This is a genomic window from Acidovorax sp. PRC11 (assembly GCF_031844105.1).
Classification (GTDB): domain Bacteria; phylum Pseudomonadota; class Gammaproteobacteria; order Burkholderiales; family Burkholderiaceae_C; genus Paracidovorax.
The window spans coordinates 1-22,900 of the sequence record NZ_JAUZUQ010000035.1 but is presented as its reverse complement, the minus strand read 5'-3'; the positions used below and the strand labels follow the sequence as shown (position 1 = coordinate 22,900).

The 22,900-nt window shown below is 71.2% G+C and carries 12 protein-coding genes; 4 read left to right on the top strand and 8 right to left on the bottom strand.

What is annotated here, in order from left to right; all coding sequences use genetic code 11:
• Positions 1-71 precede the first annotated feature (71 nt).
• The 8 genes from Q9R47_RS23135 to Q9R47_RS23100 all read right to left on the bottom strand — a co-directional run bounded on the left by Q9R47_RS23135 (position 72) and on the right by Q9R47_RS23100 (position 10,129).
• Complete coding sequence (locus Q9R47_RS23135) at positions 72-1,064, bottom strand: tripartite tricarboxylate transporter substrate-binding protein (RefSeq protein WP_311235465.1); 993 nt, start codon at positions 1,062-1,064, stop codon at positions 72-74.
• Between the two features lie 201 nt (positions 1,065-1,265).
• Positions 1,266-2,513, bottom strand: a complete 1,248-nt coding sequence (locus Q9R47_RS23130) for an AMP-binding protein (RefSeq protein ID WP_311235475.1) — start codon at positions 2,511-2,513, stop codon at positions 1,266-1,268.
• 367 nt (positions 2,514-2,880) lie between these two features.
• The gene (locus Q9R47_RS23125; RefSeq protein ID WP_311235464.1) at positions 2,881-3,711 is read right to left on the bottom strand and encodes an ABC transporter ATP-binding protein; all 831 of its coding nucleotides are present in this window, start codon (positions 3,709-3,711) and stop codon (positions 2,881-2,883) included.
• Positions 3,712-3,900: 189 nt separating this feature from the next.
• On the bottom strand, positions 3,901-5,223 hold the full coding sequence (locus Q9R47_RS23120; protein ID WP_311235463.1) for an ABC transporter substrate-binding protein: 1,323 nt from the start codon (positions 5,221-5,223) through the stop codon (positions 3,901-3,903).
• Positions 5,224-5,294: 71 nt separating this feature from the next.
• The gene (locus Q9R47_RS23115) at positions 5,295-6,359 is read right to left on the bottom strand and encodes a branched-chain amino acid ABC transporter permease (RefSeq protein WP_311235462.1); all 1,065 of its coding nucleotides are present in this window, start codon (positions 6,357-6,359) and stop codon (positions 5,295-5,297) included.
• Positions 6,360-6,381: 22 nt separating this feature from the next.
• Positions 6,382-7,311 (bottom strand): branched-chain amino acid ABC transporter permease, encoded by a 930-nt coding sequence (locus Q9R47_RS23110; RefSeq protein ID WP_011793943.1) that lies wholly within the window; start codon positions 7,309-7,311, stop codon positions 6,382-6,384.
• 27 nt (positions 7,312-7,338) lie between these two features.
• Positions 7,339-8,133: an ABC transporter ATP-binding protein gene (locus tag Q9R47_RS23105; RefSeq protein ID WP_311235461.1), complete on the bottom strand. Its 795-nt coding sequence runs from the start codon at positions 8,131-8,133 to the stop codon at positions 7,339-7,341.
• Between the two features lie 49 nt (positions 8,134-8,182).
• Entirely contained in the window at positions 8,183-10,129 is a 1,947-nt protein-coding gene (locus tag Q9R47_RS23100) for an AMP-binding protein (RefSeq protein WP_311235460.1), read from the bottom strand.
• Positions 10,130-10,348: 219 nt separating this feature from the next.
• Between Q9R47_RS23100 and Q9R47_RS23095 the strand changes: the two genes are divergently transcribed.
• From Q9R47_RS23095 to Q9R47_RS23080, 4 genes are all read left to right on the top strand, one after another.
• A complete protein-coding gene (locus Q9R47_RS23095; RefSeq protein ID WP_311235459.1) occupies positions 10,349-12,088 on the top strand; it encodes an AAA family ATPase in 1,740 nt (579 codons plus the stop codon).
• A 23-nt stretch (positions 12,089-12,111) separates the two neighbouring features.
• Entirely contained in the window at positions 12,112-12,954 is an 843-nt protein-coding gene (locus Q9R47_RS23090) for a general secretion pathway protein GspB (RefSeq protein WP_311235458.1), read from the top strand.
• Positions 12,955-13,197: 243 nt separating this feature from the next.
• The gene (locus tag Q9R47_RS23085; protein WP_311235457.1) at positions 13,198-20,775 is read left to right on the top strand and encodes a carboxypeptidase regulatory-like domain-containing protein; all 7,578 of its coding nucleotides are present in this window, start codon (positions 13,198-13,200) and stop codon (positions 20,773-20,775) included.
• A 70-nt stretch (positions 20,776-20,845) separates the two neighbouring features.
• Positions 20,846-22,900: transglutaminase domain-containing protein (locus Q9R47_RS23080; protein WP_311235456.1), on the top strand; the 2,055-nt coding region annotated here is incomplete at its 3' end.

Here is a 22,900-nt window from a genome sequence, read left to right as displayed (position 1 = left end):
GCCCTGCGGCGCGGGGGCGCTGCAGGGCGTGATCATGGCGGGGCATCGCCCCACCGCAGGTGGAGCGGCTTTCAGTCCGCGTAGGTGCCGGCGGCCTTGATGATCGGGCCCCACTTGTTGATCTCGGCCTGCACGAACTTCTTGTGCTCCGCGGGCTCGACGCGCTGGTCGGAGGCCACCACGGCGCCCAGGCCTTCCTGCTTCTTGATGAAGTCGGGGTCCTTCAGGGCGGCCTTGAGGGCATCGTTCAGCTTGGCCACCACCTCGGCGGGCGTGCCCTTGGGGGCGTAGAGGCCGTGCCAGATCGTGACCTGGAAGTCCTTCACGCCGGACTCGGCCAGCGTGGGCAGGTCCTTGAGCGAGGCCGTGGAGAGCCGCTTGTCGGTGGTGACCGCATAGGCCTTGACCTTCTTGGCCTCGATCTGCGAGGTGGTATTGGTCGTCTGGTCGCACAGCAGGTCGATCTGGCCGCCGATCAGGTCGGTGATGGCCGGGGCCGTGCCCTTGTAGGCGACGGTGGTCATCTCGACCTTGAGCGCGTTCTGGTAGAGCAGGCCGCACAGGTGCGACGCGGCGCCCAGGCCGGCGTGGCCCAGGTTGATCTTGCCCTTGTTCTGGTCGATCCAGGTCGCCAGTTCCTTGTAGTTGTTGGCGGGCAGCGAGGGGCGGCCGATGAGCGTCATGGGCACGTCGTTCACGATGCCAAGGTACTCGAAATCGGTGGGCACGTTGAACGGCAGCTTGCGGTAGAGCGCCGGCATCGTGGCCATGGCGATGTGGTTGAGGAGCAGCGTGTAGCCGTCGGGGTTGGCGCGCGCCACCTTGGCGGTGCCGATGCTGCTGCCGGCGCCCGCGGCGTTGTCGATCACCACGCTCACCCCGCCCAGCGGCTTGCGCATGGCTTCGGCCAGATCGCGGGCGACGCGGTCGGTCGGACCGCCGGCCGCGAAGGGCACGACGATGGTGACCGTCTTGTCCTTGGAGGGGAAGGCTTGCTGGGCCTGGACGCCGAATGCGGCGACTGCGGCAGCGGCCAGCAGGGCGGTCTTGAACAGGGATTTCATGGTGCTCCTTACGTGAAGAGGCGCCATGATAGTCATGGGCTTTCGGCGCTACATCAAGGTAATTACTGAGGCCCGGACCGGAGGGGTTTTAAGATTTTTTGCGCTGGATGCATTGACTGGCAAAGACATGTTGCTATGGAAATGTGAGTGTAAGCTCCGCGCAATTGTTCTGTGGCAGGCGTTGGACAGCGCTGCCCCGCGTCACCGGTAGCTGCGCGCGTCCTCGATCACGCGGCCATCGTTGGGCAGCGTGCCCGGGGGCAGCATCTCGATGTCGGCACGCAGCTTGGTGACGTCGCGCACCGCGGCGGCCAGCCGGTCGGCGAGCCCGCCCGCCGTCTCCGTGGTTTCCACGCGCAGCACCAGCGTGTCGTTGGCCATCTCGCCGGCCACCACCAGGCGCGCGCGCGCCACCTGCGGAAAGCGCCGCGCCACTTCGGCCACCTGTCCCGGGTGCACGAACATGCCGCGCACCTTGGTGGTCTGGTCGGCCCGGCCCATCCAGCCGCGGATGCGGCGGTTGGTGCGGCCCGTGGGGCAGGGGCCGGGCAGCACGGCGGACAGGTCGCCGGTGCCGAAGCGGATCAGCGGATAGTCGGGATTGAGCGTAGTCACCACCACCTCGCCCACTTCGCCGTCCGGAACCGGGTCGCCGGTGCCGGGGCGCACGATCTCCACGATCACGTCCTCGCCCAGCACCAGGCCCTCGCGCGCGGCGGTCTCATAAGCGATGAGGCCGAGATCGGCCGTGGCATAGCACTGGAAGGCCGCGACGCCGCGCTCGGCGAACCAGTCGCGCAGCGAGGGCGGCAGCGCCTCGCCCGAGACCAGCGCCTTGCCGAGGTGCGGCAGCGCGATGCCCATCTCGGCCGCCTTCTCCAGCAGGATGCGCAGGAAGCTCGGCGTGCCGATGTAGCCGGCCGGCCGCAGTTCGGCCATCGCCTGCACCTGCTGCTCGGTCTGCCCCGTGCCGCCCGCGAACACGGTGCAGCCCGCCGCCTGCGCACCGCTCTCCATCATGGAACCGGCGGGCACGAAGTGGTAGCTGAAGCAGTTGTGCACCAGCTCCCCCGGCCGGAACCCCGCCGCATGCACCGCGCGCGCCATGCGCCAGTAATCCGCGCGGCGCCCCTCGGGCTCGTAGAGCGTGCCCGGGCTCGCGAACACCCGCGGCATCGCCGGCCCGAACGCCAGCGCGCTGAACCCGCCGAACGGGCTCGCCGCGCGCCCCGCCTGCTGCCGCTCCAGCAGCTCGTGCTTGCGCGTGACCGGCAGCGCGGCCAGCGCGCCGCGGCTGTCCACCGCCCGCGCATCCACCTGCGCCAGGATCTCCGCGAACGCCGCCGTCGCCGACCGCGCATGCGCCACCTGCGCCGGCAACGCCGCCATCAGCGCCGCCTCGCGCGCCTCCGGCGAACGGGTTTCGAGGGCGTCGTAGGAATCCATCATGCTCATGCCTTCATCCATGCGGTTGTGCAACCATCGTCATAAGAAACCAGTGGCGTAGCCAACGTGCTCATCCGTGCGTCAAACCTCGCGCGCAGCTCCAGCACCGCGATCTGTCCGTGGCTCATGGCCCATGAACGATCACGGCGCCACCCGTCCGAAGGCCGCGGAGCAGGCCACGCCAGCAGACGCCGTGGAACCGGCTTCGCCGGGCCACTGGCGTCCAGCCCCCCGCCAGAGTCGGGGGGCGTTCGTCCCGTCCATGCCCGCGCAGGCGGGCATGGAGCCGCGGTCCTCACTCCACCCTGCCCGACGTGCGCAGCACGGCGAGAGAAGGGGGAAGCGGCGCAGCCGCACAGGGGGTAGTTCATCAGGCCAGCCAGCGCTTGCGCCGCTTGTAGCTCTTCGCATCCTTGAAATTCTTGCGCTCGCCCCCGCCCATGCCCAGGTAGAACTCCTTCACGTCCTCGTTGCTCGCGAGGTCGCGGGCCGCGCCGTCCATCACCACGCGGCCGTTCTCCAGGATGTAGCCGTAGTCGGCGTACTTCAGCGCCATGTGGGTGTTCTGCTCGGCCAGCAGGAAGGTGACGCGTTCCTTGGCGTTCAGATCGCGCACGATGTGGAAGACCTCCTCCACGATCTGCGGCGCCAGGCCCATGGAGGGCTCGTCCAGCAGCACCATGCGCGGATTGGCCATGAGCGCGCGGCCGATGGCGCACATCTGCTGCTCGCCGCCCGAGGTGTAGGCCGCCTGGCTCGTGCGCCGCGTCTTCAGCCGCGGGAAATAGGCATACACCTTCTCCAGGTTCGCCGCGATCTCGCCGCGGTCGGTGCGCGTGTACGCGCCCGTCAGCAGGTTCTCCTCGATGCTCAGGTGCGCGAAGCAGTGCCGCCCCTCCATCACCTGCACCACGCCGCGGTCCACCAGCGCGGCGGGCGAGAGCTTTTCGATGCGCTCGCCGCGCAGCTCGATGCTGCCCTTGGTCACCTCGCCGCGCTCGCCCGCGAGCAGGTTGGACACCGCCCGCAGCGTCGTCGTCTTGCCCGCGCCGTTGCCGCCCAGCAGCGCGACGACCGCGCCCTCGGGCACCGACAGCGACACGCCCTTGAGCACGAGGATCACGTGGTGGTAGATCACCTCGATGCCGTTGACGACGAGCAGGGGAGCGGCATTGGCGGAGGATGGAGGGTCGGTAGTCATGGTCGTCCCTGACGTGGAATGAGGAGTTACTCAGCGGGCGGCATCGGGCGCACGGATAAAAGACAGGGCGCGGCCCAGGCCAGCAGACGCCGCGCAAGGGCCGCCCCGCCGCGCTGGCGTCGTCCCCCTTCCCGGACCGCGCAAGCGGGCCGAGAGAAGGGGGAAGCGGCGCAGCCGCTCAGGGGGTAGTTACCCGCAGCTTCTCGGCTTGATGTTCTTGTCCTTCGCATACTTCGCCGCGTACTCCTTCACCAGCGGATCGATGTGCGTCTTGTCGGCCTGGTACCAGTCGGACTGGATGTTCCACTTGCCGCCGTCCCACTGCACGATGCGCGCCCAGTCGGTGCCCATGTGGTTCTGGCAGGAGGTCTTCACGGGCCGCATGATCTCGCCGAAGCCCAGGGCCTTGAGCTTGTCGGCCGAGAGGTCCAGGTTCTCGAAGCCCCAGCGCACCTGCTCGGGCGTGAGCACCTTGCCCTTGCCGTACTTCTCCTGCGCGGCGCGGATCGCCTCCACCTGCAGCATCGAGATCATCATGCCGCGCGTGTGCGCCAGCGTGCCCACGCCCGCCGGCACGCCCGTGCCCTGGCCCTTGTCGTAGACGAACTTCTTCAGGTCGTCGTGCACCTTGTCCTTGGCGGCGCTGTTGTGGATGGTGATGGCGTTGTAGCCCTTGGCGCCCGCGCCGATGTCCTTCACGTCGTGGTCGGAGCCGGCCCACCAGATGCCGTAGATCTTCTCGCGCGGGTAGCCGCTGGCCTGCGCCTCGCGGATGCCGGCGGGCGTCATCACGCCGGCCGACCAGAACAGCACGTAGTCGGGCTTCTGCTGGCGGATCTGCAGCCAGGTGGATTTCTGCTCCACGCCGGGCGGCGTGACGGGGAAGGTGCTGAGCGTGAAGCCGTCGGCCTCGGCGCGCTTTTGCAGCAGCGGGATCGGCTCCTTGCCGTAGGGGCTGTCGTGGTAGACCAGCGCGATCTTCTTGCCCTTGAGGCTGCCCTTCTCCTTCTTGGCGATGTCCTGCAGCATCACGTCGGCGGCGGTCCAGTAGGTGCCCAGCAGCGGGAAGTTCCACTCAAACACGGTGCCGTCGGCCGACTGCGAGAGGCCGTAGCCCGGGGTCTCGACGGGGATCTTGTCCACGAAGGCCTTGTCGGTCACCGCGAAGGTGATGCCGGTGGACTGCGTGTCGAAGCCGGAGGCGCCGCCGCCCTTGCCCTTCAGGCGTTCGTAGCACTCCACGCCCTTGGCCGCGTCGTAGGCGGTCTCGCACTCCTCGAACGAGAGCTTCACGCCGTTCACGCCGCCGTCGCGCGCGTTCACGAGCTTGAGGTAGTCCTGCTTGCCGTCCGCCCATGGAATGCCGAGCGGCGCGAACTGCCCGGTGCGGTAGACGAGCAGCGGCACGAACTGCTCGCCCGCGGCCTGCGCCTGCGCCAGCGGCGCGGTGGCGAGCGCGGAGAGGCCGGCCGCGAGGGCGGCGGCGATCGTGGCGATCTTCCTGGGTTGCATGGCATGTCTCCTTGGGGTGTGTGGCACTCGGGTGGTGCGTTGGGGAAAACGGTGGAGGACGGCGACGCCGGTCAGTGCGGGAACGGCCAGATGCGCAGCTTCTGCCGCGCGGTGGACCACAGCCGCGCGAGGCCGTGCGGCTCGACGATGAGGAAGAACACGATCAGCGCGCCGAAGATCATGTGCTCCAGGTGCGTGGCCGTGCCGGTGGACAGCGGCAGCCCCAGCCAGTGGGGCACGTAGTTCAGCAGCAGCGGCAGCAGCACGATGAAGGCCGCGCCGAAGAAGCTGCCGGCGATGGAGCCCAGCCCGCCGATGATCACCATGAACAGCAGCTGGAACGAGCGGTCGATGCCGAAGGCCGCGGGCTCCCACGAGCCCAGGTGCACGAAGCCCCAGAGGCCGCCGGCCACGCCGACGATGAAGCTGCTCACCGCGAACGCGCTGAGCTTGGCGTACACCGGGCGGATGCCGATCACGGCCGCGGCCACGTCCATGTCGCGCATGGCCATCCACTCGCGGCCCACGGCGCCGCGCACCAGGTTCTTGGCCAGCAGCGCGAACACCGCGACGAACCCCAGGCACAGCAGGTACTTCTGCACGGGCGTCTCGATGCCGAAGCCGAGGATCTGCAGGTTGCCGACGCTCACCGAGCCCGACGACGAATCGTTGGTGACCCACTTCACGCGGTTGGTGAACCAGTCGGTGAAGAACTGCGCGGCGAGCGTTGCCACCGCCAGGTAGAGCCCGCGGATGCGCAGGCTCGGGATGCCGAACAGCACGCCGAACACCGTGGCGCAGAGCCCGCCGCCCAGCAGCGCGAGCAGCAGCGGCATGCCCTCGATGCGCACCTGCAGGTTGTAGGCCGCGTAGGCGCCCACGGCCATGAAGGCGCCGGTGCCCAGCGAGATCTGCCCGCAGTAGCCCACGAGGATGTTGAGTCCGATCGCCGCGAGCGACAGGATCAGGAACGGCACCGCGACGGCGCGGAAGAAATAGTCGCTGCCCACGAGCGGCACGCCGACGAAGGCCACCGCCAGCAGGGCGAGCAGGGCCCAGCGGTCCTGCGCGATGGGGAACAGCGCCAGGTCGGCCTGGTAGCTGGTCTTGAACTGGCCGTTTTCACGGTAGAACATGGTGCCTGGCTCCTTCTACCGGTTACACGCGGTCGATGATTTTGTCCCCGAACAGCCCTTGCGGCCGGATGAGGAGGAAGCCCAGCGCGAGCACGTAGGCGAACCAGTTCTCGATGCCGCCGCCGAGGAAGGGCCCGAGGTAGATCTCGGACACCTTCTCGCCCACCCCGATCAGCAGGCCACCGACGATGGCGCCGGGCACCGAGGTGAGCCCGCCGAGGATCACCACCGGAAAGGCCTTGAGCGCCACGAGCGAGATGGAGAACTGCACGCCCAGCTTGCTGCCCCAGATGATCCCGGCCACGAGCGCCACGATGCCCCCCACCGACCACACGATCACCCAGATGCGCGAGAGCGGGATGCCGATGGACTGCGCGGCCTGGTGGTCGTCGGCCACGGCGCGCAGCGCGCGGCCGGTGCGCGTCTTCTGGAAGAAGAGCGAGAGCAGCGCCACGAGCGCGGCGGCCACCACGGCGGCGTAGAGGTCCTCCTTGGAGAGCAGCAGCCCGCCCTCGAAGACGTTCTCCAGCACGATCATCGGGTCCTTGGGCATGCCCACGTCGATCTTGTAGGTGCTGCTGCCGAAGATGAGCTGGCCCGCGCCGTCGAGGAAATAGGTGATGCCCAGCGTGGCCATCAGCAGCGCGATCGGCTCCTGGTTCACGAGGTGGCGCAGCGCCAGGCGCTCCACCAGCCAGGCCACGCCCACCATGCACGCCACCGCCGCGCAGAAGGCCAGCACGTTCGCCAGCAGCAGGCTGTCGAAGCCCAGCCAGCGCGGCAACCATTCGGCGAAGCGCGCCATCGCGAGCGCCGCGAACAGCACCATCGCGCCCTGCGCGAAATTGAACACGCCCGAGGCCTTGAAGATCAGCACGAACCCCAGCGCCACGAGCGCGTAGAGCATGCCGGCCATCAGGCCGCCGAACACCGTTTCGAGAAAGAAACCCATGGCGTATGCCTCCGATGTCCTGCGTGTCTAGTGGCCTGCGCCGAGATAGGCGCGGATGACGTCTTCGTTCTCGCGCACCGATTGCGGCGTGCCGTCGCCGATCTTCTTGCCGTAGTCGAGCACCACGACGCGGTCGGAGATGTCCATCACCACGCCCATGTCGTGCTCGATCAGCACGATGGTGGTGCCGAATTCGTCGTTCACGTCGAGGATGAAGCGGCACATGTCCTGCTTTTCCTCCACGTTCATGCCGGCCATGGGCTCGTCGAGCAGCAGCACCTGCGGCTCCATGGCGAGCGCCCGGCCCAGGTCCACGCGCTTCTGCAGCCCGTAGGGCAGCTGGCCCACGGGCGCCTTGCGCCAGGCCTGGATCTCCAGGAAGTCGATGATGCGCTCGACCACCTCGCGGTGGCGGATCTCCTCGGCCACCGCCGGGCCGATGCGCAGCGCCTGCATCAGCAGGTTGCTTCTGATCTTCAGGTTGCGGCCCGACATGATGTTGTCGAGCACGCTCATGCCCTTGAAGAGCGCCAGGTTCTGGAAGGTGCGCGCCACGCCCATCTCGGCCACCTGGCGGCTGTTCATGTGGGCGAAGGTCTTGCCCCGGAAGGTGATGGAGCCTTCCTGCGGCGCATAGACGCCGTTGATGCAGTTGAGCATCGAGCTCTTGCCGGCGCCGTTCGGGCCGATGATGGAGCGGATCTCGTGCTCGCGCACGTCGAACGAGATGTCGGTGAGCGCCTTCACCCCGCCGAAGCGCAGGCTGATGTTGCGCACGTCGAGGATCACGTCGCCGGTCTTCTTGTGGGGGGTCGTCGTCATGGCGTTGTCCCGGTGTCCTTTGCGCGGCGGCGGCTGCGGGCGTGCGGCCTCATGCGGCCTGCCGCACCGGCGGGAAGGTCTTCGCGTCCTCGATGCGCAGCGTGGCGCTCACGCGGCCCGTGCGCCCGTCCTCGAACTTCACCTGCGTTTCGATGAACTGCTCGGTGCGGCCCGCGTAGAGCGCATCGACCAGCACGCCGTACTTGTCGGCGATGAAGCCGCGGCGGACCTTGTTGGTGCGCGTGAGTTCGCCGTCGTCGGCGTCCAGCTCCTTGTGCAGCACCAGGAAGCGGGCGACCTGGCTGCCCGCGAGCAGGCCGTCGGCCGCGAGGTCGGCGTTCACCTTCTCCACGCAGTCGCGGATCAGCGCCAGCACCTCGGGCTTGGCGGCGAGGTCGGTGTAGCCCGCGTACGGCAGGTTCTGCCGCTCGGCCCAGTTGCCCACGGCCTCGAAATCGATGTTGATCAGCGCGCAGACCTTGTCGCGGCCGTTGCCGAGCGCCACGGCCTCCTTGATGTGCGGGAAGAACTTGAGCTTGTTTTCCAGATACTTGGGGGCGAACATCGCGCCGTCGTGCGCGCCGCCCGCGAGGCGGCCCACGTCCTTCACGCGGTCGATGATCTTGAGCTGGCCGCTCGCGTCGAGAAAGCCCGCATCGCTCGTGCGGTACCAGCCGTCCGGCGTGAGCACCTCGGCCGTCGCCTCGGGGTTCTTGTAGTAGCCGCGCAGCAGGCCCGCGGACTTCACCAGGATCTCGCCGTTGTCGTCCACCCTGATCTCCACGCCCCGGATCGGCACGCCCACGGTGTCGGCATGCACCGCGTCGTCGGGCTGCAGGCAGACGAACACCGCCGTCTCGGTGGAGCCGTAGAGCTGCTTGAGGTTGATGCCGATCGAGCGGTAGAACGTGAACAGGTCCGGCCCGATCGCCTCGCCGGCCGTGTAGGCCACGCGCACCCGCGAGAAGCCCAGCGTGTTGCGCAGCGGGCCGTAGACCAGCAGGTCGCCCGCCGCGTAGCGCAGCCGGTCCCACCAACGCACCGCCTGGCCGCTCTGCAGCGCCGGGCCCACGCGGCGCGCGTGCGCCATGCAGGTGCGGTACAGCCAGCGCTTGAAGGCACCCGCGTCTTCCATGCGGATCGTCACGCTCGTGAGCAGTCCTTCGAAGATCCGCGGCGGCGCGAAGTAGTAGGTGGGCCCGATCTCCTTCAAGTCGATCGACACCGTGGCGGCCGACTCGGGGCAATTCACCACGTAGCCGCAGGCCAGCCACTGCGCATAGCTGAAGATGTTCTGCCCGATCCAGGCGGGCGGCAGGTAGGCCAGCACGTCCTCGGCGGCGGTGAGCCGGTCGAACTCGGCGCCCGCCGTGGCGCGGTCCAGCAGCGTGGCGTGCGTGTGCACCACGCCCTTGGGGTTGCCGGTGGTGCCGGAGGTGAAGAACATCGCGGCCACGTCATCGGGCTGCACGGATCCGGCACGCGCGGCCAGCCAGCCCGGCGCGGCACCCACGATGCGCTCGCCGTCTTCCAGCAGCGCGTCGATGGACCGCAGGCCCGGCTCGGCATAGTTGCGCAGGCCGCGCGGATCGTCGTAGAAGATGCCGGCGATGGCGGGGCATTGCGCGCGGATCTCCAGCAGCTTGTCCACCTGCTCCTGGTCTTCCACCACGCAGAAGCGCACCTCGGCGTTGTTCAGTGGATAGACGCATTCGGCGGCCACGGCGTCCTGGTAGAGCGGCACGGGGATGGCGCCCAGCGACTGCGCCGCGAGCATCGTGGCGTAGAGCCGCGGGCGGTTCGCGCCGATCACCACCAGGTGCTCGCCACGCGAGAGGCCCGCGGCGTCCAGGCCCGCGGCCAGCTGCTCCACCAGCTGCGCCAGGCGCGCCCAGGTGGTCGTCTGCCAGATGCCGTATTCCTTCTCGCGCAGCGCGGCGGCCTGGGGGCGCTCGGCCGCGTGGCGCAGCAGCAGTCGGGGAAAGGTGTCGCTCATGCCGGTTCCTGCCGAAGGGTTGGAGGGACGTCGGGGCTGCGTGCACCGCGGTGCTGCGGCCCCTTCGCGGAGATTGCAACGGATGGTAGGAACCGCTTTGACGCCATCCTGTCTTGCCGACGACAATTTCGGGGAAACTCCTGACGGGTGTAACCCTGCTCGGGGCGCCCGGCGCCTCCCTTTCGGCCGGCCATCTTCCGGACGGTATCCTCGCTCCCCATGTACGCCCCGTTCTTCGGCCTCGAACACGCGCCGTTCTCCATCGCCCCCGACCCGCGCTACCTGTTCATGAGCGACCGCCACCGCGAGGCGCTCGCGCACCTGCTCTACGGGCTGGAGGCCGGCGGCGGCTTCGTGCTGCTCACCGGCGAGATCGGCACCGGCAAGACCACCGTGTGCCGCTGCTTCCTGGAGCAGATCCCGGCGCACTGCAACGTGGCCTACGTGTTCAACCCCAAACTCACCGTGGGCGAGCTGCTGCGCTCCATCTGCGACGAGTTCGGCGTGGCCCACGCGCCCGCCGTGCCCGGCGCGGAAACCGTCAAGGACTGCCTCGATCCGCTCAACGCCTTCCTGCTGCGCGAGCATGCCGCGGGCCGCAACAACGTGCTCATCATCGACGAGGCCCAGAGCCTCGCACCCGAGGTGCTGGAGCAGCTGCGCCTGCTCACCAACCTGGAGACCAGCGAGCGCAAGCTGCTGCAGATCGTGCTCATCGGCCAGCCCGAACTGCGCGCGATGGTGGCCGACCCGGCACTGGAGCAATTGGCGCAGCGCGTGATCGCGCGCTACCACCTGGATGCGCTCACGCCCGAGGAGACCCGCCAGTACATCGCGCACCGCATGGCGGTGGCCGGCTTGAAAGGCCCGCTGCCGTTCACCGCACGCGCGCTGGTGCGCATCCACCAGCGCGCCCGGGGCATCCCGCGCCGCATCAACCTGCTGTGCGACCGCGCGCTGCTGGGCGCGTATGCCGGCGGGCTGCACGAAGTGAACGACACGATCGTCGACCGGGCGGCCGCGGAAGTGTTCGATGCCGGCGCGGCCCCGGCGCAGGCTGCGGCGGCCCGGGCGCGCGTCCGCGCCGGCGGGCCGCGCTGGGCCGTGGCCGGGGCGGGCGCGCTGGCGGGCGCGGCGGTCATCGCCGGGATCGGTTGGGGGCTGGGCTGGAGGCCGGAGGCGCCATCCGGCGGGGCCGGGGTGGCCACGGCGCAGGCGGCGAAGCCCGCAGCCGCTGCGGCCGCGGGTGCCGCGGCCGGAACTTCCGCATCCCCGGTGGCGTCCTCGTCGGCCGCAGCCGCATCCACCGCACCGCTTGCGCGCTCCCCGCTGCAGGACTTCCTGGCGGCCCAGCCAGCAGGCGAAGACGCTGCCTGGCGCACGCTCGCGGCGGCCTGGGCCGTGCGCGATGCCGACCTGGGCGCGGGTGACGCCTGCGATGCCCTGCAGCGCCAGGGCCTGCGCTGCTACCGGCAGCGGCGCGCCGGCCTGGCGCTGGTGCGGCAGCTCGACCGGCCGGGATGGCTCACCCTCTACACCGCCGCGGATGCCGCGGTGCCCGTGGTGCTGTCGGGGTTCGATCCCGTGCGGCAGGTCGCGACCCTGGAAGGGGCGGGGGGCCGCCGCCTGCAGGTGCCCGCCGCCGACCTCGCGCAGGCCTGGCGCGGAGAATTCGCCACGCTGTGGCGCGCACCGCCGGAGCTGCCGCCGAGCGGCAAGGTGGAGGCCGCATCGCCGGCAGCGCCCTGGCTCGATGCGCAGCTTGCCCGTGCCGGGGCTGCGCCAGCGGCGGCCGCTGGCCAGCCGGCCCCGGCCACCACCGCTGCGCAGCGGCGCGCACGCATCCACCGCTTCCAGGTGGCGCAGGGCCTGGTGCCCGACGGCGTGGCCGGCCCCCTCACGCTCATGCTGCTCAACCGCGCCGCCGGCGTGGCCGAGCCGCGCCTGAACACCCCCTGAACGGATCCGATCCCTTTCTTTCCATGTCCTACATCCTCGATGCCCTGCGGCGCGCCGAAGCCGAACGCGGCCGCGGCGCCGTGCCCGGCGTGCACACGCCCGCGCCGCCCCCTGCCGGCAGCCCGCCTGCCAGTGCGCCGCAGGGGCACCGCCGCACCGCAGTCGCCGTGGCCGCCGCGCTGCTGTTCGCCGCCGGGGCCGCGGCCGTGGCCTGGTGGGCCGCATCGGCGCCGCGGCGGGAGGCTGGAGATCGCGGCGTTCCGGCGGAGCGGCAGGCAACGGCCACGGTGCCGGCACCGCGCCTGGATGGCGCGCCGGATGCGGCAGTGCCTGCCATGGCAGCGTCCCGTGCCATCGCCGGGCCGCAGTCATCACCGCCGCTGCAGCCTTTGGCGCCCGTTCCTGCTCCGTCCCGCTCTGCCGTGGTGACCGCGCCCGTGGCTGCCTCCGGTCCGGCGTCCGCTCCCCTGGCGGCCCCCGCACCCGCGCCCGCGCCCGCGCCAAAAGCTGCACCCAAAGCCGCGCCTGCACCGTCGCCCAGTGCAGCGGCTTCCGCACCCGCTTCCACCAGCGCCCCGGTGGCATCCCCTGCACCTGCACCTGCACCTGCACCTGCACCTGCACCTGCACCTGCACCCACGGTCGCGTTGCGGGATCTTCCCGACGGCGTACGCGCCCAGTTCCCCGCATTGCAGGTCAGCGGGGTCACGTATTCGTCCAACCCGGTCTATCGCATGGCCATCGTCAACGGACAGGTGCTGCACGAGGGCGACTCTCCGGCCCAGGGTGTGGTGCTGGAGGGCATCGGGCCCGAGAGTCTGGTGTGGAAGTTCCGTAACTACCGAATTTCACAGCCGGCGCGCTAGCCGAGCGCTTCGTAAGGCAAAGGTTTGGTTCCAGCCCATTTGTTAATTTGTGTAATCCGCGGTATGGAATCTGACTGACCGCTTCTACACTCCGCCCCCAAGTTCAACAGCCCGACAGGGCGATGTGGGGCGTCGGCCGATCCGCAGGGGATCTGTGCTGCGCGCACCCGCGAATCAAGGGGGGCGCGTATGCGTCGAGGCATGGGGGGAGGGCGCGCGCGTCCTGTTCGGGCGTGGGCGATCGTGGCGGCACGGCTCGCATTGTCGCTGGTCGCACTGGTGCTGTTGAGTGCCAGGGCAGGCGATCCGGAGGTGTCCCGTGGCCTGGCATGGCTGCAGGCCCAGGTCGGGGCGGATGGCGCTCTCGCGGGCGATGCGCGCGGTGCCCATCCGCTGCAGGCACTCTCCGAAACCGTGCGCACCCTGGCCACGCTCTCCGGCCCGTCTGCGGTGACGCCATCCATGGCCGCACGGCTGACAGCCGAGGTGGGAGACGACACCGAATGGATGGCGCGCGCTGCCCTGGCATTGCGCACGGCGGGCCGGCGTTCCGATTCCCTGGAGTCTTCGGTGCGCGCACGGCAGGCAGCCGACGGCGGCTTCCCGGCGTCGGCTGCGCCCGCCGAGCCCTCCACGCTTCTCGACACGCTCTGGGCCCATGACGCGCTGGCGCTGGCCGACGGCGGCAGCTCCGCGGGCGCGACGCGCGCCCGGGCATGGCTGCGTGCCGTGCAGCAGGACGATGGCGGCATGGCGGGCGAATCCGCCGGTGCGCGTGTGCAGTCCACGGCGCTGGCGGTCCACGCATTCACCCCGGGTGCCGCGGCGGATGCCGCGCAGCAGGCCGCGGTGCTGCCCATGGTGGCGTGGCTGGCGGACCGGCAACAGGCCGACGGCAGCTGGCACGGCAGTGTCTATCTCACTGCGCTGGGCCTGCATGCGCTCACGCTGCAGGGGGCGGATTCCACGGCACGCGGCACGGCACGGCAGTGGCTCGTGGCCGCGCAGTCCGCCGATGGCAGTTGGTCGGGCGACGCCTTCCTGACGGCCATCGCCCTCCGCGCCCTGGCGGCCGAGCCGCCCGCCACGCCCGCGGCCGCGGTGCTGACCGCCCACGTGGTGGATGCCGCCAGCGGCCAGCCCCTTGCGGGCGCCACGGTGGAGCTCTCGGGCGCAGCGGCACAGGCGGCCACCTCCGGCGCACAGGGTGCATTCCGTTTCTCCGGGCTCGCTGCGGGCCGGTACGAACTGCGTGTGGCGCTGGCCGGCTACGCGACCCTGACGAGGCCGGTGCAACTGGCCGCCGGGCAACAGCTGGACCTGGGCCAGCTGACGCTGGCGGGAGCCTCCACGACGGGGACCATCCGCGGGCAGGTGATCGACGCGGCGGGCGCGCCCGTCACGGAAGCGCTCGTGGCGCTGGACGGTGGCGCGGGTGCGCGCACGGATACGCAGGGCCGCTACCGCATCGACGGCGTGGCACCCGGCACCATCGGCCTGACCGCCTCGCGCGAAGGATTCCGGGCCGTCCAGGCCAGCGGCATCCTCGCCGCGGGGCAGACGCTGGTCTTCTCGCCCACGCTCACGGCATCGTCCGACCCGGCGCCGCAGCCCACGGCGGCGCGTTTCAAAGGGCGCACGGTGGACGGTCAGGGCCAGGGCCTGGGTGGTGTGTCGGTGGCGATCGGCAGTGCCGCCTCGGCCACCACGGGCACTGCCGGTGCGTTCGACCTGCAGGCGCCCGCGGGCAGCTACCGCATCGCTTTCTCCCGCAGCGGCTATCGCTCCGCATCCGCCGACGTGCTGGCCGTGTCCGGCTCCGTGATGGACTTCGGCGACGTCGTGCTGCAGGCCGTGCGCACCACCACCGAGGTCGCGGGCCGCATCACCGACGCCGACACCGGAGCCGCCATCGCCAATGCGGACGTGTCGGGCGGTGGCTCCAGTGCGCGCAGCGCGGCCGACGGAAGCTATGCGCTGTCCGGCATCACGGCCACCCGCTTCGACCTGCGTGTCGCCGCCGCGGGTTATCTCACCCAGTCCTGGCGCCTGGAGGCCGCCGAGCCCGCGCAGGTGCGCAAGGACTTCGCGATGGCGCCGGCCGGCACGGGGGCCATCCGGATCAACGCACCGGCTGCCTCCCTGGGCCAGGCCGGGGCGAACACCGCCATCGCGGTCACGGCGGCCGTGGAGCACACCGGTGGTGATCCGCGCGACCTGGTCGCCCAACTGGCGGTGCTCGATGCCAAGGGCGCATCCATCGGCCTCGCGCCGGCCCTCGCGCCGTCGGGCAGCGAGCCGCTGGGTGCCTTCACGCTGTCCCAGGGCCAGGCGAGGCCGCTGCGCTTCGCCTGGAACACGGGGCAGTTCGCGCCCGGTGCCTACACCCTGCTGGTCCGGGTGGTGCAAGCCGGCTCCGCGAGCCGCGAGAACCCGGCCGGGCAGGTGCTCGCCACCCGCAGCCTCCCGCTGGAGATCCGGGGCGAGGCGCTGTTCGACGGCGCCGTGGCGGCCCATCCGCCGGTCGTGCGCGCACAGGCCGCCACGCCGGTCGATCTGCACGCAGTGATCCGCAGCACGGGCAACCTGGCGCTGCCCGCCCAGACCTACCGCCTGGCCGTCGTGGACGAGGCGCAGGGCGACACCCTGGCCACGTTCGAGGCGAGCGCAGGCGCGCTGGCGCCGAGCACGCCCGCCACGCTGTCGTTCGGCCGTTGGGTGCCCTCACGCCCCGGCAGCTTTGCCCTGCGCCTGACCGCTGCCGCGGGCGCTGCGCAGGGCGTGGCGCTGGGCCGCCTCTACGCGGGCGACACCGCCACGGGCGCTTACACGGTGGACCGGTCCGTGGTGCCCACGGGCACGCAGACCGTGCGCGCCGCGGTGCGCATCACGGGCGAGGATGCGGCCACCGGCGGGACCACGAACCCGCTGTCCGCCGCCATCAAGTCGGCGATCCAGAAAAGCGTGACCTACGGCGATGTGCAGGCCGCCGCCTGGACGGCCGGCAACCAGTGCCAGGGCTGCCACGTACAGACGCAGGCCCTCGTGGGCGGCGAGCTGTCCCGCGGCCTGACCGACCACGATCCCAAGCTGCGCAACGCCATCTACAACGCCATTGCCCTCTATCGCCAGCCCGATGGCGCGCTGCGCGACGACGCCTTCGGCTTCCCGAAGGCCGAGACGCTGCTGAATCTCTGGGCGCTCAACGCCTGGCACAAAAAGGACGAGATCACGCCCACCCTGGCGAGTGCGGCCTCCTACACCCAGCGGGTGCAGGACGGTGACGGCGGCTGGAGCACCGACTTCACGGGCGGCTGGTGGTCATCCCGCGCCTCGCAGACTGCCTTCAACGTCAAGAACCTGGTGGCGGTCGCGGACCAGCTTGGGCAGCGCAAGCCGTGGGCGCAGCATGCAGCGGAAACCTTCAGCGAGGGGGGCGGGCTCTCCGGCGCCTACCACCTCTACAACGACGCCGGCCGGCTGCTGGTGACCAACAGCGATGCCGGTACGGTGGCGCAGATCGGCCAGGACGGGCGCCTCAGCGTGTTCGCGTCGGGCATCGACCGGCCTGCCGGCATGGCCATGGGGCCGGACGGACTGCTGGTCGTCGCCAGCCGCAGCGGCATCTATTCGGTATCGCCGTCCGGCGGCACGCCCCGGCTTCTCAGCCCCCTGGCGGACGCAATGGGCCCGGTGTTCACGCCGTCCGGTGACCTGTATGTCGCGCACTATGGTCACAACACGGTCTACCGCATCCTGCCTTCCGGCGAAGCCCAGCCCTTCTGGTCCGGCGCTCCGCTGGCGGGGCCGACCAGCTTGGCGGTGGATACCGAAGGCCGCTTGGTCGTCGTCAACCACAACGCCCGCAAGATCGTGCGCTTCCGCCTGGACGACAAGTCCTACGACACGCCCGTCTCGCTGCTCTACGGCAATCCCCGTTCGGTGGTGCAGGAAGGCTCCGGCTGGCTGGTGGGCACGAACAACGGCGCCTACCGCTTCAACGCCGACTGGCAGGGCCAGCGCCTGAGTTTCGCTCCGGCCGAGGGCGTAGCCGTCCTGCAGGGCGGCACCATCTTCACCTCCGACGGCGGACAGCGCGTCTATAAGCTGGCCGCGCAGGCGCCGGACGTGGATGCGCTCGTCGCCGGCTACGACGCCTCGGCGCAGCGCGGCGCGCAGTGGCTGCTGAACGATGCCAACATCAACCCGTCGAGCAACCTCGAGCTCGCGCACCAGTTGATCGGACTGGGCAGCGCCCAGCGCCGCTTCGCCGGCACGCCGCTGGCGCAGACCCTGCACGACCGCATGGCGGCCGTGGGCGCGGCACTGAAGGCCCGCCAGCGCGCCGATGGCGGCTGGGGCTGGTACGACTACCACGGCAGCGACTCGATGGTCACGGCCCAGGTGGGCTATGCGCTCGACTACCTGGATCCGAGCCCGCAGGACCCCTACATCCTCAACGCGGTGCAGTTCCTGCTGGCACGCCAGCAGGCCGACGGTTCGTGGGTGAGCGAGAACGGGCTTTTCAGCACGCGCTACGGTGCCACCTCGTGGGTGGAAGTCTGGTTGCCCGTGGCGCTGGAACGGGTGGGCGGCATCGACACCGATCTGCGCCTTCGCTTCGCGCCCGACGTGCACCTGGCCAATGCCTCGCTCGCGCCCACGCAGTCCGCGGCGCAACCCGATGGGTCGACGGACTACCTGTGGAAGCTCGTCGGCGTGACCACCAAGGCCCGCCAGATCGAGTTCGACCTGACGCTGGACGGCCTGCGGCCCGGCGAGTCGCGGCCCGCGTCCACCTTTGCGGCGCTCACCTTCCGCAACAGCTTCCTCGGCGACAGCGTGGACGCTCCGGTAGACATTCCTGCCGTGAAGGCCTCGGCCTACCTCGGCGTGGGCGTGTCCACCAATCGGGCCACCTATCCCGCGAGCACCCCAGTGGCCATCACCGCCCGGGTGAGTAATTCCGGCGCGGGCGCCGCGTCCGGCCACGTGGCCCTGGTCATCGCCACTCCCGCGGGCGGCACGGTGGCGGACCTGGGCCGCGTGCCGTTCAGCGCGCTGGCGGCCAGTGGCACCATCGATCTGCCGGCCGCCTGGAATACCGCGGACACGCAGACCGGCAGCTACCGTGTGGTGGCGCGCCTGTCCGATGCGGCGGGCCTGCCGGTCGAGGAGGCCGTGGCGGATTTCCGCATCGTCGCGGATGCGAGCGGCGGCACCGGCCTCACGGCCCGCGTGCAGACCGACCGGCGCAGCTACGAGCCCACCGACACGATCCGCATCGCCAACCGGCTGCAGAACCTCGCGGCCAACCAGGCCTGGAACGACCTCAAAACCACCACCACCGTCACCGGCCCGGACGGCGCCGAGCGCTGGTCCGCGCAGGCGGCCGTGTCCACGCTGCCGGCCCAGGGCCTGCATGACTTCGGCCATGTGCTGCCGCCTTCCGGCCTGCCAGCGGGTGATTACGCCGTGCGCCTGGTGGCCCGCAGCGCTGGCGGCGAGACCGTGGCGAGCGCCACCACCACCTTCACCGTGCGCAGCACGGCCGATACCGGCGCCGGCGTGCGCGGCACGCTGCAGGCGCAGCCCGCCGTCGCCACCATCGGCGAGCCGGTGCAGCTGTCGCTCGCACTGGACAACGCCGGCAACGCCGACGTGCGCAACGCCACGGTGCGCGTGCGCATCCTGGACGCCGGCAGCGACCGCGTCGTCGCCACCTTCACGCGCCCGGGCGTGGACCTGGCGCGGGGCACGCCGCTCGCCCTGTCCTGGCCCTGGACTGCCGACGGCACGCCGGGCACCATCCTGCCGGCGGTCGCATCCATCGAGGTCGCCGCCGGGCAGGAGGTGACCTTGTCCACCACCACGATCCAGCTGCGCCAGGCGGCCCCGGCGGCGACCGTCACCGCGGCCATCGGCGACGGCAGCGATGCGCGCCTGCTGGTCCTGGCGGCCTGCAGCGCGGCGGACGACGGGCAGCCGCCGTCCTCGGCCTGCGACGAGGCCAAGGCCCAGGCGCTGCGGGACGACCTTGCCACCCGCGGCCTGACCGCGAAGGTGGTGACCACGCGCGCCGAGTTCGAAACCGAAATGCGCTGCGGCCGCTACAACGTGTACTGGATCAGCGGCGGCGCGCAGAAGCTCGGCGACGTGGCCGTGCGCGAACTGCGCGAAGCCGCCCGCCGCGGCGCTGGCCTGCTGGTCGATGGCGCCACGGCGGACCGCGACGCGGTGCTGCTCGAGGCCATCGGCGTGCAGGGGCAGGGGACGTCCGGCCTGCAGGGCGCGGTCGCCACGCTCACCGGGCCGGTCTATCCGCGGGGCGGCGGGCTGCCCACGCCGGGCCAGCCGCAGCGCCTGTCCGCGCAGGGTGCCACCGTGCAGGCCACGCTCTCGGGCGGCGGCGTGGCGGTGGCCGGCCGTGCCATCGGCCGCGGCCGGGGCCTCGCCATGGCCTTCAGCCTGTCCACACTGCTGGCGCGTCCCGGCGCAGGCACGGATGCGTTCCTGGGCACGTTCGTCAGCGACACGCTGCAATACCTCACCGTGCCCGCGGTGAATACCCGCGTGCCCGGTAGCCTGCAGAGCCTGTCCACCGTGCTGCGCAACCCCGGCACGCAAGCCCTGCAAGTGACGGTGCGGGCGCGGCTGCCGCAGGGCGCGCAGGCCCTGGACGCCATCCCCGACGCCAGCGGCGCCGTGGCGGGTGCTTCGGTGGTCGAATGGAGCGTGCCGCTCGCGGCCGGTGCTTCCACGCAGCTGATCCTGCACGCCACGGCCACCGCGCCGGGCCGCTACGACGTGCCGTGGGAGATTTCCGCGGCCGTGGGGAGCGCGTCCGGGGCGGCGCCCGCGGTGCAGACGCTCGCGCAATCCTTCGAGATCCGCGACGCCATGGACCTGGCGCGCGACGCGCAGGCTGCGGCCGATGCCTTCGCGGCAGCGGGCGGCGGCAGCGCGGCGTCCTCCGCGCGCAATGCGGTCGCGTCCGCCGTGCAGTCCATGGGCCAGGGCCTGCCCGCGCAGAGCCTCGCCTCCTGGACCGCCGCCGCCGACGCCCTGCGCGGCGTGGCCGGCACGGGAGCCGACGCCGCGCGCGCCGCCATCGCCGAGGCACTGCAGTCCGCCCAGCGGCAACTGTGCGGCCAGTGGGCCTGCATCACCGGCGACCTGGACTTTCAGGTGCGCGGCCAGGTAGCCCGCGAGGTGCCCTTGCAGGACACCATCGTCGGCAGCCGCACGGTGTTCAACCGCTGCCCACCGCAGATCAAGGACATCCCCGTCACCTCGCAGTGGGTGCTGCGGCGCACCGGCGCCACCGTGCAGCACCTGTGGGACAACCTCACGATCCCCGGCTACCAGAACAACCGGCGCGACAACGGCTGGCAGGCCCAGGGCCAGAACGGCGACGTGGTGGACGCCACGCTCACCGCCGAATGGCAGGGCCAGGTGCTGCACCTCGACCGCGACAGCTTCCGCATCGTCGTGCTCCCGCCCGTGCTCGCCGGAAGCGTCAGCGCCAGCCCCGCGCGGGCCCGCGCGGGGCAGAACGTGACCCTGTCGCGCACGGTACGCAACAGCGGGGCCATGGGCAAGGACATCCCCGTGCAACTGCGCGTGGTCAACCTGACGCGGGGCACTACCTCCGTCGCCTGGAGCCAGTCGATGACGCTCAACCCCGGCGAGACGAACAGCGGCAACGCCAACTGGCAGGTCCAGGGCGCGGCGGGCGACACGCTGCGTATCGAACTGATCGCCACCGTGAACGGCGCCGTGCAGGTGCTGGGCACGGCCGGCTTCGCCATCGAGCCCTGACCGGAGGCGGACGCACAGCATGCCAACGACACCGCACTGCATCACAAAGAAATCGAGGGAGAACCCATCCATGCCATCGTCGAACACCCGCCATGCGTGGCGCCCGGTGCTGCGGCCCGTCGGCGGCTTCGTCATCGCGGCCCAGCTCGCTCTGGCGCTGCAGCCGCTGAGCGCACTGGCGCAGGACGGCAGCGGCAACGCCGCCGCGTCCAGCCCGCTCGCCCAGTCGCAGCTGCGGCGCGCGGCCCAGTGGCAGCAGCGCGTGGAGACCGCGCGCGTCGCGCAGGCCCAGGCCGCCCAGCCGGCCGGCGCGCAGGCCAGCGAGCGCACCAGCCGCAACCTGGTGCGCGTGCATGACCTGGTACGCAAGCTCGCGGGGCGCGCCGCAACGCCGGACGTGGCGGGCCGCAAGAGCGCGGCCGCCGCCGTGCCATCCACCGCGCGCGCAGCCACCACCGCGTCCGACGACGCCGACCGTGCCCAAATGGCCCAGTTGCTCGACGCCATCGATACCGACACCGATGCCGTGCTGGCCGACTTCGAGGCCCAGGGCGTGGAACTGCGCGGACGCGCCGTGGGCGCGGAGATCCTGGCCCGGCACGATGCGGCCCATGCGGCCGTCCGCCTGCGCGCGGAAGAACTGCGCGGCCTGATCCGCCAATGGCGCCAGGCACCCGGCGATGCCGCCGTGCAGGCCCTGGCCGCCTACTTCGAGCGCTATCCTGCTGCCAAGCCCCAGGTGCCCACGGGCGGGGAGCCGTTGCCCTGGAGCACACCGAAGCCCACGGAACGCCTGCCCGCGGAAACCCGCGCCGCCTGGTACCGCCACACCTACGCCACCGAGGGCGTGCAGTTGGCCCAGGCCGGCTCCGGCCCGGGCGGCCTGCATTTCGACGTGCCGCCCGAGCCCGGCGAGGCCCCGGTGGCCGGCGACCTGGCGGCCACGCCCGAAGTCACCCTCACCGCCGCGATCCGCGCCAAGGCCGAAGAGCTGGGCCGCAACCCGGTGGACATCCAGAACTGGGTGCGCAACACCATCGAATGGGTGCCCACCTGGGGCGCCATCCAGAGCGCCCAGGACACGCTGGACAAGCGGCGCGGCAACGCCATCGACATCGCCGGCCTGCAGATCGCCCTGCTGCGCGCGGCCGGCATTCCGGCCCGCTACCAGTTCGGCACCGTGCAGGTCCCCATCGCCCAGGCGATGAACTGGGTCGGCAACGCGCAGAACGCCCAGGCTGCGCAGCAGCTCATGGCGCAGGGCGGCATCGCCACCCGCCTGCTGGTGAGCGACGGCCAGCCCGTGGCCCTGCGCATGGAACACGCCTGGGTGCAGGCCTACGTGAACTGGGCGCCCGCGCGCGGCTCGGTCAACGGCAGCGCCACGCAGCACCCGAACCCCCAGGGCCCGCTCAATGCCTGGGTGCCGCTGGATGCGAGCTTCAAGCAATACGACTACGCCGCCGGCATGGATCTGCAGGCCGCCGTGCCGCTCGATGCGCAGGCCCTGCTCGCCGCCGCGCAGAGCGGCGCCACCGTGAACGCGCAGGAAGGCTGGGTGCAGAACCTCAACCAGGCGGCCATCCAGGCCCAGATGGAGGGCTACCAGGCGCGCCTGAAGGCCTACATCGACGGCCGCAAGCCCGATGCCACCGTGGGCGACGTCATCGGCCGCAAGATCGTGGCCCAAAGGGTGTCCAGCGTGCTCGCAGGCGTCACACCCCTGGCGCGGGTGCAGGCGGCGCAGCAGGCCACCGCCGTGCCCGAGGCGCTGCGCCACCGCTTCCGCTACACCCTGTCAGACGCCTGGGGCAACGAACTGCTCACCTACACCCAGGCCACGAGCGAACTCGTGGGCCGCCGCTTCACCCTGGGCTACGAGCCGGCCGACACCGCGAGCGCGGACCTGATCGCCAGCTACCTGCCCAAACCGCATGCGGACGGCAGCCCCATCCAGCCCAGCGAACTGCCCACCAGCCTGCCGGGCTACCTGATCCGGCTCAAGCCGCGCCTGATGCTGGACGGCCAGGTGGTGGCGCAGGGCACGCAGGCCGTGGCCATGGGGTCCGAACTCGTGGGCCAGGGCGGCTTCTCCGTGCTGGGCGATGCAGCGCAGCAATGGGAC